This window comes from Arthrobacter rhombi (genome assembly GCF_039526245.1).
GTDB lineage: Bacteria > Actinomycetota > Actinomycetes > Actinomycetales > Micrococcaceae > Arthrobacter_H > Arthrobacter_H rhombi.
This window is the reverse complement of record NZ_BAAAIV010000005.1, coordinates 267,486-277,804: the sequence shown is the minus strand read 5'-3', so window position 1 is coordinate 277,804 and position 10,319 is coordinate 267,486. Positions and strand designations below refer to the sequence as shown.

11 protein-coding genes are annotated in these 10,319 nt (G+C 68.2%); 6 read left to right on the top strand and 5 right to left on the bottom strand.

Annotated features, from left to right (window positions below; genetic code table 11):
- Positions 1 to 41: 41 nt before the first annotated feature.
- Positions 42 to 614, top strand: a complete 573-nt coding sequence (gene def, locus ABD088_RS05785) for a peptide deformylase (protein WP_343900701.1) — start codon at positions 42 to 44, stop codon at positions 612 to 614.
- Between the two features lie 17 nt (positions 615 to 631).
- On the opposite strand, the gene ABD088_RS05780 is transcribed toward def, so the two are convergent.
- On the bottom strand, positions 632 to 850 hold the full coding sequence (locus ABD088_RS05780; RefSeq protein WP_343900699.1) for a hypothetical protein: 219 nt from the start codon (positions 848 to 850) through the stop codon (positions 632 to 634).
- Positions 837 to 1,247, bottom strand: coding sequence for a hypothetical protein (locus ABD088_RS05775; protein WP_343900698.1), 411 nt, complete (start codon positions 1,245 to 1,247; stop codon positions 837 to 839). The genes ABD088_RS05780 and ABD088_RS05775 overlap by 14 nt, the downstream gene beginning before the upstream one ends.
- Before the next feature lie 51 nt (positions 1,248 to 1,298).
- Here ABD088_RS05775 and ABD088_RS05770 point away from each other — a divergent pair, with 51 nt between their 5' ends.
- Complete coding sequence (locus tag ABD088_RS05770) at positions 1,299 to 1,607, top strand: hypothetical protein (protein ID WP_343900697.1); 309 nt, start codon at positions 1,299 to 1,301, stop codon at positions 1,605 to 1,607.
- 82 nt (positions 1,608 to 1,689) lie between these two features.
- Here ABD088_RS05770 and ABD088_RS05765 read toward each other — a convergent pair whose 3' ends face one another.
- Both ABD088_RS05765 and ABD088_RS05760 read right to left on the bottom strand, forming a co-directional pair.
- On the bottom strand, positions 1,690 to 1,863 hold the full coding sequence (locus ABD088_RS05765) for a hypothetical protein (RefSeq protein WP_343900695.1): 174 nt from the start codon (positions 1,861 to 1,863) through the stop codon (positions 1,690 to 1,692).
- Positions 1,864 to 1,993: 130 nt separating this feature from the next.
- Positions 1,994 to 3,400 (bottom strand): glyceraldehyde-3-phosphate dehydrogenase, encoded by a 1,407-nt coding sequence (locus ABD088_RS05760; RefSeq protein ID WP_372710688.1) that lies wholly within the window; start codon positions 3,398 to 3,400, stop codon positions 1,994 to 1,996.
- A gap of 369 nt (positions 3,401 to 3,769) precedes the next feature.
- Between ABD088_RS05760 and ABD088_RS05755 the strand changes: the two genes are divergently transcribed.
- A complete protein-coding gene (locus ABD088_RS05755; RefSeq protein WP_343900693.1) occupies positions 3,770 to 4,765 on the top strand; it encodes an ATP-binding cassette domain-containing protein in 996 nt (331 codons plus the stop codon).
- Complete coding sequence (locus ABD088_RS05750; protein WP_343900691.1) at positions 4,762 to 5,577, top strand: ABC transporter permease; 816 nt, start codon at positions 4,762 to 4,764, stop codon at positions 5,575 to 5,577. Before ABD088_RS05755 ends, ABD088_RS05750 begins: the two co-directional genes overlap by 4 nt.
- Before the next feature lie 16 nt (positions 5,578 to 5,593).
- On the opposite strand, the gene ABD088_RS05745 is transcribed toward ABD088_RS05750, so the two are convergent.
- Positions 5,594 to 8,857, bottom strand: a complete 3,264-nt coding sequence (locus tag ABD088_RS05745) for an AfsR/SARP family transcriptional regulator (RefSeq protein WP_343900689.1) — start codon at positions 8,855 to 8,857, stop codon at positions 5,594 to 5,596.
- 248 nt (positions 8,858 to 9,105) lie between these two features.
- Between ABD088_RS05745 and ABD088_RS05740 the strand changes: the two genes are divergently transcribed.
- Both ABD088_RS05740 and ABD088_RS05735 read left to right on the top strand, forming a co-directional pair.
- Positions 9,106 to 9,330: a hypothetical protein gene (locus tag ABD088_RS05740; RefSeq protein WP_343900687.1), complete on the top strand. Its 225-nt coding sequence runs from the start codon at positions 9,106 to 9,108 to the stop codon at positions 9,328 to 9,330.
- Between the two features lie 184 nt (positions 9,331 to 9,514).
- The gene (locus ABD088_RS05735) at positions 9,515 to 10,303 is read left to right on the top strand and encodes an acyltransferase (RefSeq protein WP_343900686.1); all 789 of its coding nucleotides are present in this window, start codon (positions 9,515 to 9,517) and stop codon (positions 10,301 to 10,303) included.
- The last annotated feature ends 16 nt before the right edge of the window (positions 10,304 to 10,319 follow it).

Below are 10,319 nucleotides of genomic sequence, written 5' to 3'. Positions count from 1 at the left end.
GTTCGCCGTCACCATCCGTGCCGCATCACAGGAGGCCCCCGATGCCCGTCCGCCCCGTCGTCGTCTACGGCGATCCCGCCCTGCACGCCCGCGCCGCCGAGGTCACCGACTTCAACGACGAGCTCCGCGCGCTGATCGCTGACATGTACGAGACCATGCACGCCGCCAACGGCGTCGGCCTCGCAGCCCCGCAGGTCGGCGTCGGCCTGCGCATCTTCACCTACACCATGGAGAACGACGACGGTGTTCCCGCCGAGGGCGTGCTGGTGAACCCGCGGATCGTGCTCGGCAAGGTCTCGCAGGCCCAACCGGATCCCGATGACGAAGCCGAAGGCTGCCTCTCGGCACCGGGACTGTCCTTCCCGCTCAAGCGGGCCGAATACGCCCGCGTCATGGGTTTCGACGGCGACGGCAACCCCCTGGATTTCGAGGCGACCGGCTGGTTCGCCCGCATGATGCAGCACGAATACGACCACCTCGACGGCTACCTCTACGTCGACAAGCTCAACCCCAAGTGGGCCAAGCGGTGGAAGAAGGCCAAGAAGTCGCTCGAATGGGGCGTTCCGGGCAACTCCTGGATGCCGGGCGTGGACCCCGACCCGTTCGGGCACTGAGGCCCGCCAGTCCACTCCTAGCTGTTCGCCTCAATGACCGCCTCAAGGTCGTCCAGGAGCCTGGCCTGGGAGCTGTCGTTGGCCACCACGGTGATCCCGCGCGAGGGCAACGTCACGGCGTATTTGCCGTTCGGCAGCGGCGCGATGCCGCGTTTGAGGACTGAGGTACCGATTCCGGTACCGCTTTGGGCACCGGATGCGTGCAGCGCCTTCTTGATTCGACTACCCCATCCCATCAGGTGCACCTCTTTCGTCAGAACCATTATCCCCCCGATTGACGGAGTCGTCCACGTCCTGCCGGGGCGACGAACCGAAGGCCGGTAGGTCGCCGATGACGTCATTGAGCAAGTCGGCGGCAATAGCCTGAAGCAGTAACCTGTCCTCAGTCGTCCTCAATCTGAACCGGGAGACCGCCCTCAGCGCGGCGCCTCCCGTCTGGCGGCTCTGGGAATCGTCGGACAAGATGGTATCCGTGGCCCAGCGCAGTCTCTCCCACCACGCTTGGCGACGGTCGGTCGCGGCCTTCTGCCAGAGGGCGACCGCTGCAACAATGACTGCCGCCAATGTGCCCAGCGGCGCAATGGTGGCCACGTCCTCCAACCACGGCCACACGTTTTCCGGGATCGTCATCATGGGCCAAGGGTAGCCCGCTCCACGTCCAACTTCGCGGGAGTGGCGCTGCCTGTGGAAACCATCCGGATACCGGTCCGCCGGCAGACCGTCGCGCCTGCGGCCGGCACCTTCGCTGCCGACTTCGCGGCCACGCTGACGTTGGCCAATGGCGCCACGGTCTTCGTCAAGGCTTCGATGAATCGTGCCCACGGCAGCGACTACCGCAAGAAAGCGTCCATCGCTGCGCATCCGCCGCACGGACTTCCCAGTCCGGCACTTCGGGGCTGGTTCACGAAAGGCGAATGGATCGTGTGGTGGTTCGACGCGGTCGACGGATTCCTGCCCGCCAACCCTGGGAGCCAGCTGCAGTGGAAGCCGTGACCGCGGCGCTTGAGCGTCGCGCCCGACTGCTCACGCCTTCTCCCGTGTAGTGCGTTCCCACGCATCTAAGATGGCCTCGGACTCACGTCGGCGACAGGGCGATCCGGACTACTTCGCGCAGGTCATCGACTCCGGTCGCCTCCAAAAGCGCCGTTCGCCCGGCACTGCGCGCGGCGGCCCGACGGCGCAGTCTCCCTTCTTTGATGGGCAGCTCGTCGCGTTCGGCCCGGGCTGCCAACTCGTCATAGGTGCTCAAGGTCCATCTCCCTCGTCCGTGCACGTGTCAGCATGCCCCGCAAGGTGGCCCCGCCGTCGTGTCCGGTGCAGACGGCAGTGGGCGGCCACCCCCGTCGGGGATGGCCGCCCACTGCTGGTGTCGGTGGAGGCTAGGCGTTCAGCTCGACCTGTGCGGTCTCCTCGACGGCCGGGAAGGCCTTCGGGTGCGTGCCGGCGAGTTCCTCGATGACGCGCACGACCTGGCAGGAGTAGCCGAACTCGTTGTCGTACCAGACGTAGACGACGGCGTTCTTGCCGTTGGCGATGGTCGCCAGTCCGTCGACGATGCCGGCGCGGCGCGAACCCACGAAGTCGGTCGAGACGATTTCCGGGGAGTCGATGTAGTCGATCTGCTTGTGCAGTTCGGCGCCCAGGGAGGCCTGGCGCAGGTAGGTGTTCAGCTCCTCCTTGGTGGTCTCCTTCTCCAGGTTCAGGTTCAGGATGGCCATGGAGACGTCCGGGGTGGGCACGCGGATGGCGTTGCCGGTCAGCTTGCCCTCGAACTCGGGCAGAGCCTTGGACACTGCCTTGGCGGCACCGGTTTCGGTGATGACCATGTTCAGCGCTGCGGCGCGGCCCCGACGGTCGCCCTTGTGGAAGTTGTCCGTGAGGTTCTGGTCGTTGGTGAACGAGTGGACGGTCTCCACGTGGCCGTGGGCGACACCGAACTCGTCGTTGATGGCCTTCAGGACCGGGGTGATCGCGTTGGTGGTGCAGGACGCCGCGGAGACGATCTGGTCCTCGGCGGTGATGTCGCCGTGGTTGATGCCGTGGACGATGTTCTTCACGTCGCCCTTGCCCGGTGCGGTCAGCAGGACGCGGGAGACTCCCTTGGCCTGCAGGTGCTGGCCCAGGCCCTCGCGGTCGCGCCAGCGTCCCGTGTTGTCCACGACGATGGCGTTGTCGATGCCGTAGGACGTGTAGTCCACGGTGGTCGGGTCGTTGGAGTAGATGACCTGGATGAGCGTGCCGTTGGCCAGGATGGTGTTGTTTTCCTGATCCACGGTGATCGAACCCTCGAACGGACCGTGCACCGAGTCGCGACGCAGCAGCGAGGCGCGCTTGATGATGTCGTTCTCACCGTTCTTGCGCACCACGATGGCGCGCAGGCGCAGGCCGTAGCCGCCGCGTTCGATGAGGATGCGGGCCAGCAGGCGGCCGATGCGACCGAAACCGTAGAGCACGATGTCGCGCGGCTCGGCCTCGGATTCGCCGGCGCCACCGGTCTGGGAGGCGAATTCGGCGGCCAGGAAGTCCTGCAGCGAGGCGCCATTGCCCTGCTGCTTGAACTTGCGGGACAGACGGGCCAGGTCGACCGAGATCGCGCCGAGGTCCAGGGCGTCCAGGCCCTCGAGCAGCGGGAACGTCTCGGCCAGCGGCAGCTCGGCACCGTCGATGTGGCGGGCCACGCGGTGGGCCTTGAGGATGTCGATCGGGGATTTGTTGATGAGCTTGCGCCCGTAGATGGAGGTCACCACGTTGTTCTTGCGGTAGAGACGCCCGATCAGGGGAATCATGGCCTCGGCGAGTTCCTCGCGGCCGCTCCATTCTTCCTGGGCGGCGACAGACTGCTGGGTCACTAATTGTCCTTCCAATTCAGCCGGCCGGGATCCACTGGCCGGTTGGCACCGTGAAAGCACCATTGCAGATACGGTTTGGCGGGGTATCAGGATCTTTCCCCATGGGCTGGGCCCACCTCCATTCTAGGTTGTCCGCGGATGATCCGCGCATTCGCGTCGGTGAGACCACTCACACTCCGGCGGCGCATCCTGTCACTGCCTGTCAGCACGTGAAAGCAGCTGAAAGCGCCGTGACAGCGCCATGACAGCGTCCCGGCCCACGATGGTTCCAACACCGATCCACACCCCGGATGAAAGGAACCATCCATGGAAACCACCCACGACTGGGCCATCGAGGCCCACGGTCTGGTCAAGACCTTTGGCACCCACCGCGCCGTCGACGGCGTCGACCTGCAGGTCAAGACCGGCACCGTCTACGGCGTCCTCGGCCCCAACGGAGCCGGCAAGACGACCACCATCAGCATGCTCGCCACCCTGCTGCGCCCCGACGGCGGATCGGCCCGGATCTTCGGGCACGACGTCGTCGCCGAGGCCCAGGTGGTCCGCCAGCTCATCGGCGTCACCGCGCAATTCGCCTCGGTCGACGAGAAGCTCAGCGCCACCGAGAACCTGGTGATCTTCTCCCGCCTGCTGGGCCTGGGACGCCAGGAGTCCCGCCGCAAGGCGGCAGAGCTGCTCGAGGAGTTCGGGCTGAGCGAGGCGGCCCGCCGCCCGCTGGCCAAGTTCTCCGGTGGCATGCGCCGCCGCCTGGATCTGGCGGCCAGCCTGATTGCCCAGCCGCCGCTGATCTTCCTCGACGAACCCACCACCGGGTTGGACCCACGCACCCGCACCCAGATGTGGGAGACCATCCGCCGGCTCGTCGCCAGCGGATCCACCGTGCTGCTGACCACCCAGATGCTCGACGAGGCCGACCAGCTGGCCGCCCGCATCGCGGTGATCGACCGCGGAACGGTCGTTGCCGAGGGAACCCCCGATGACCTCAAGGCCACGGTCGGCTCCTCCTCACTGCAGCTGCGCCTGCAGGACACCGACGACCTGGGCACGTCGCTGGGGATCATCCAGCGGGTGCTGGGCGTCGCCGGCACCGTCTCCCCCGAGGCCACACGCATCACCGCCCCGATGACCGGGGTCGACCAGGTCACCGACCTGCTCCAGGAACTGCGCGGTGCCGGGATCACGCTCACCGAGATGAGCGTGCAGAAGCCCACCCTCGACGAGGTCTTCCTGGGCATCACCGGCCACGCAGCCACCGACACCCCCGCCGCGAACGGGACCCCACAGACAAGGATCAACGCATGAGCACCACCACCATCGTCCCGGGCGCACAGCGCGAGCTGCGCAACCACACCTCGGTCACCCAAACCATCCAGAACACCTTCACCATGGCCTACCGGGGTCTGCTGAAGATCAAGCGCACCCCCGAACAGCTCATGGACGTCACCCTCCAGCCGATCCTGTTCACCTTGATGTTCACCGTCCTGTTCGGCGGCGCCGTCGCCGGGGATTCCGTGAGCTACCTGCCCCTGCTCATCCCCGGGATCCTGGTCCAAACGGTGATCACGACGTCGGTGGTCACCGGCACGCAATTGCGCGAGGACATGGACAAGGGGGTGTTCGACCGCTTCAAGTCACTGCCCATCGCCCGCATCGCCCCCTTGTCCGGCGCGTTGCTGGCCGACACCGTGCGCTACGCCATCGCCACGACGCTGACGTTCGCCATGGGCTACCTGCTGGGGTTCCGGCCCGAGGCGGGGATCGGCGCCGTGGTGCTGGCCGGCCTGCTGGTGATCGCCTGCTCGTGGGCGATCAGCTGGATCTTCGCGTTCTTCGGGGTCATCGCCCGCAGCGCGTCCAGTGTGCAGGGCATCTCCATGATCGTCTTGTTCCCGCTGACGTTCCTCTCCAACGCGTTCGTCCCCGTGGACAAGCTGCCGACCTGGCTGCAGGGGTTCGTCAACATCAACCCGGTGTCGCATCTGGTCAGTGCGGTCCGCGATCTGGTGAACCACGGCACCGTCGGTGCCGACCTGGTGTCATCGCTCATCGGTGCCGCGGTCATCGTCGCGGTCTTCGCGCCGCTGACGGTGCGCGCCTACATGCGCAAGGCCTGATGCCGGCCCCGGGCCGCTAGGCCTCCAGGGCGGTGCGGACCACTGGCCCGCGCAACAGCCGCAACGCCCGGTCCAGACCAGCCGCCGGCGTCAAGCCGGCCACCCGCCCCCGGGCAGCCTCCACGGCCGCCCGGGGGTGCTCTGTCTGAACAGCCGAAAGCGTCGCGGCCAGGTTCAGCGCCGGCAGGGTCTGGCGCACTCCCAGCGTCCCGGCCAGCAGGACCAGCTCCAACGCGGCCCTGAGCAGCCCGGGTTCGGCGGGCCCGGCGGCCGGGCGGATCAGCCAGCGGCCGATCGCCAGCAACGAGCAGCCGATGATGGGCCGGTCCACGGTATCGGGACGCAGCCGAAGATCGGCCAACACCACGCTGCGCAGCCTGCGGGCCCTCGAGCGGGTGAATTCCGGATCCGGATCCCCCGCGGCAAGGTGGGCCATCACGGCGGCCGCACCGACGATGCGCAACCACGGGTCGCGCAGGGCCGGGGCGCCGGGGCCGGAGGCCTTGCGGTACAGCTCCAACCCCCGGTGCGTGTTACCAGTGGCAAGCTCCGCCTCGGCCAGCCCGGCGTACCCCAGCGAACGCCGATCATCGCTCCGGCCGTCGCGGCCGTCGTCGCCCTCCCGGTCATCGGAGATGATGTCCTCGAACACCGAGGTTCCGCCGTCGTACTCCCCGGCGACCATCAGGGTCAGTGCCTCCAGCCAGTCGAGCTGCTGCAGATCGGGGTGGGACTGCAGGGCCGCTTGGCCGCTGCGGGAGATGCCGATCCATTCGAGGGCGGACGCCGTGTCACCGATCTGCGCGTACAGCTCGGCGAGGTGTTGGGAGGCGGTCGCCTGCGACCAGATCTGCCGCTCCCCGACGGCCAGGTCGTAGGCCCGGCGGGCCGAGGAGAGGGCGGCGTCCATCTCCCCGGAGTTCTCGGCCAGTTGTGCGCCGAACAGCCGTGCGATCCCCTCCACCGCCGGGTCGGCGGAGCGTGCGTAGCGCTCGATCGCCGTCCTGACGGCCAGGATGCCGGCGGTGGAGGTGAGCAGCAGATCGGCCAGGGCGGCGATGCGCGGGGTGGACGACGTCCCGCCGCGCAGGGTGCGGCGCAGGCTGCCCAGGGCCAGCAGACCGGCCCGGGGGTTGCCGAACGGATAGGTGCTGGCCGCCAGCAGGTAGGTCAGGATGGCGGTGTCGCGGGTGGCGTCGGTCGCCACGTGGCGCCGGGTCAGCCCGATGACTGCGGCGCCGAAGGTGGCCAGGTCGGTGTGCGCACCGCTCATGGACCAGTAGTAGCCCAGGGCCGCGTAGACGGCCAGTGTGGCGGGCACGTCCTGGCGCTCCAGCCCGGCGCGCAGCAGCCACACCAGGTTCTCCTGTTCGGTGGCGAACGTGGCCAAGGCCCGGATCTGGTGCTCACCCTCCAGGGCCGGGAGCATGCGCCGGGCGTAGTCGGCACCCCAGGCCAGGACCGCTGACCGGACCGGCTCGGTGTCGCCGGAGCGTGCCAGGGCCAGCGCGCCGAATTCGCGCACCGTCTCCAGCATCCCGTAGCGCAGCAACCCGGTGCCGGGTTCCTCGCTGACGGTGACCAGCGACTGGGTGACCAGGCCGTCCAGGTCGTTGGCGACGTCGTCCCCGGTGTCGAATCCACCGACCGCCTGGGCCGCCTCGGGGCCGAACCCGTCGGGGAAGACGGAGAGCCGGCGCAACAGACGTTGTTCGGCGCCCGAGAGCAGGTTCCAGCTCCAGTCGATCACGGCGGCCAGCGTGCGATGGCGCCGTGGCGCCGTGCGCTCGCCCACGGTCAGCAGGGCAAAACGATCCTGCAGCCGGCGACCGATCTCCTCGACCGACATGGAGCGCACGCGGGCAGCCGCCAGTTCGATGGCCAGCGGCAAACCGTCCAGGCGCGTGCACAACGCGGCCACCGCCGTGGATTCGAGGGTGGCACCGGGGCGGGCCGCCCGGGCCCGGGCGGTGAAGAGTTCGACGGCGGCGCCATCCTCTGCGGGATCCAGCGGTTCCAGGAGGTAGACCTGTTCGGCGCCGATCGACAGCGGCGACCTGCTGGTGGCCAGGATCCTGACGGTGGTCGTGGCGGCCAGGATGTCGGCGATCCAGGTCGCTGCACCGTCGAGCAGATGCTCGCAGTTGTCCATCACCAGCAGGGTCTCGCGTTCGGCCAGCACACCCAGGATGCGCTCGCGGATATCCAGCCGAACGGGCAGCTCCTCGACCGAGGTGAGGGTGGAGACCTCCCGGATCCCCAACGTGGTGGCCAGCGCCAGGGCCAGGTCCTCGCCGACGCCCACTCCGGCGAGTTCGACGAAGACGACGGCGGGAGTGTGCCCGGTGGCGGCGCGTGCCGCCTCCTGGGCCAGGCGCGTCTTGCCCAGCCCGCCGGGCCCGAGGATGGTGACCAGGCGCCCGGTGCGCAACAGTTCGGCGAGCGCGGCGAGGTCCTGCTGGCGGCCCAGCAGGGGGTTCGGTGCAGTGCGCAGCCCGATGGCCGTGCGGTTCCTGCCGGGGTGGGTGTCGGCGGAGAGGAGCCGTGCGTTCAGCGCGACGAGATCGGCGGAGGGGTCCGTGCCGAAGGATGCGCGGAGTTGGTGGCGGTATGCGGCATAGTGCTGCAGGGCCTCGTTGCGCCGGCCCGCAGCGTCGAGGGCACGCATGCGCCATCCCACCCGCACGTCATCCGCCGTCGACGCTTCGGAGAGCTGGTCCAGATCGGCCAGGGCGCCGTGGCCATCGCCGGTGCGGATCCTCGCCTCGACCCGCAGTTCGAGCAGTTGGGTGCGTACGGCGGCCCAGCGGCCGGCCAGGACTTCTGCCAGCTCCGAATCGCCGAGATCGGCGCCCGGCTCCCCGCGCACCATCCCCAGCGCCGCCGTCGTCAGCTCCTGGGTTTCGGCCGGCAGCTCCCGGCCCAGGGCGCTGCGTGCCTGCGCCAGAGACTCCTCGGCCCGTCCCAGGTCGGTGTCCCGGGCCGTGGCGACCAACCGGTATCCGGCAGCAGTGGATTCGATCAGACCGGGGGCCACCGTGCGGCGGAGCCGGGAGACCAGCGTCTGCAGGGCGGCCCGGGGGTCATGCGGCGGGTCGTCGGCCCAGAGGTCGTCGGCCAACTGGCCCACGGAGACGGGGCTGCCCGGGGACAGGGCGAGCGCGGCCACCAGGGTCTTGCCGCGTACCCCCGCAGGTTCCACCAGGTCCCCCGCGGCGTCGGCGACCAGCACGGTGCCGAGGATGGCGGCGCGAAGCGTCTCTTCTGGGTCCTGGGGCACCCGTTGAGCTTAGCAACCGGCATGGCGGCCCCATGATCGCGGCCGGTGTGCGGAAGTTGATGGCCACGGGCGCCAGCTCGATCCAGTCGAAACCCACACTTTTATTCGAACACACTTTCGATTAGACTGGTTTTAGCGGCGCACCGTCTCTTGCGTCGCTGGTGCGGCTGCCCCCATGCCGCACCTCATCAACCGGCTCCGCCCCTTCACCTCGGGCGGGGCCGGTTGCGCGTCTGCCGGGAGTTTGCATGAACAAGACGAACGTCGAACGATCGCTGGCCATCCTGGACGCCGATCTGGCCCGCGGCCGCAGCACCGGCGACAGGGACCGACTCCGCAAGGCCGGCGGGATACGCCGGGCAACCATGCCCGGGGATTTTCCGCCCGGTATCCATCCGGAGGACTGGGAACCCGACGATGAGGTCGAGCGCGGACCGGTGATCAGCGATCCGTACCCGCCCCGGACCCGCTGACATCACCGGATTTCCGCGGTCCGCCGCCCACAGGTCTCCGACGCTGCGCACAGGCTCTGATGCACTTCAAGGCCGCCTGCTGCCAGTTCATCGCCCTGGTGCCTCGGTGCGCCGATGCCCGTGTCCGTGTCCGTGTCCGTGTCCGTTCGGAAGGGTCGTGGAGGGAGTGCCCTAGAATTTGTGCATGCCCACGCTCACCGAAGTTTCAACCTACGAAGACGACCAGGGAAACAGGATCATTTCGCCCACATCGTTCACCCAGAACATCCAGGTGCACTTCAAGGGATCGAACAACACCCTGATCGTGGACCCGACCGCCAAGATCGGCTCACTGCGGGTCAGGTTCGATTGCGATAACGGCGTGCTGGAACTGGGCGGCAAAAGCCCCCGCCGTGGCCCCCTGCGCGCCGACGTGCGCGTGGGTCAGGATTCGAGCATCCGGATCGGCAGGAACGTGACCACCACGAAGTTGTGCATGCTGGTGGCGGTCGAAGGCACCAGCCTCACGCTGGGCGACGACGTCATGATCGCCTCCGACGTCGAAATCCGCACCGACGACGCCCACCCGATCTTCGACGTGAAGTCCGGCCGCCGGATCAACTGGTCAAAGGACGTCCGCATCGGAAACCATGTGTGGATTGCCAGTCGGGCCATCATCCGTCCCGGAACCAGCATCGGCAACGGGTCGGTCGTCGGCATGAACAGCATCGCCAAGGGCAAGTTCCCCAACAACTGCATCATCGCCGGGACACCTGCCCGCGTGGTGCGTCGGAACGTCGCGTGGGAGCGCCCACACCTGTCTAATTCCAAGCCGTTCTACAAACCGGACGCGTCCACGGTGAAGAAATCCAAGTACTGGAACCTCACTGAAGACGAGGCGCAGCCCGCCACCACCACGCTGAAACCGTGGGCACGGATCAAACGGCGTGCCCGTCACCACCAAAAGCAACTGGCCGGGCTCCTGCGCAGCTAGCACCCTTGGCATCAAG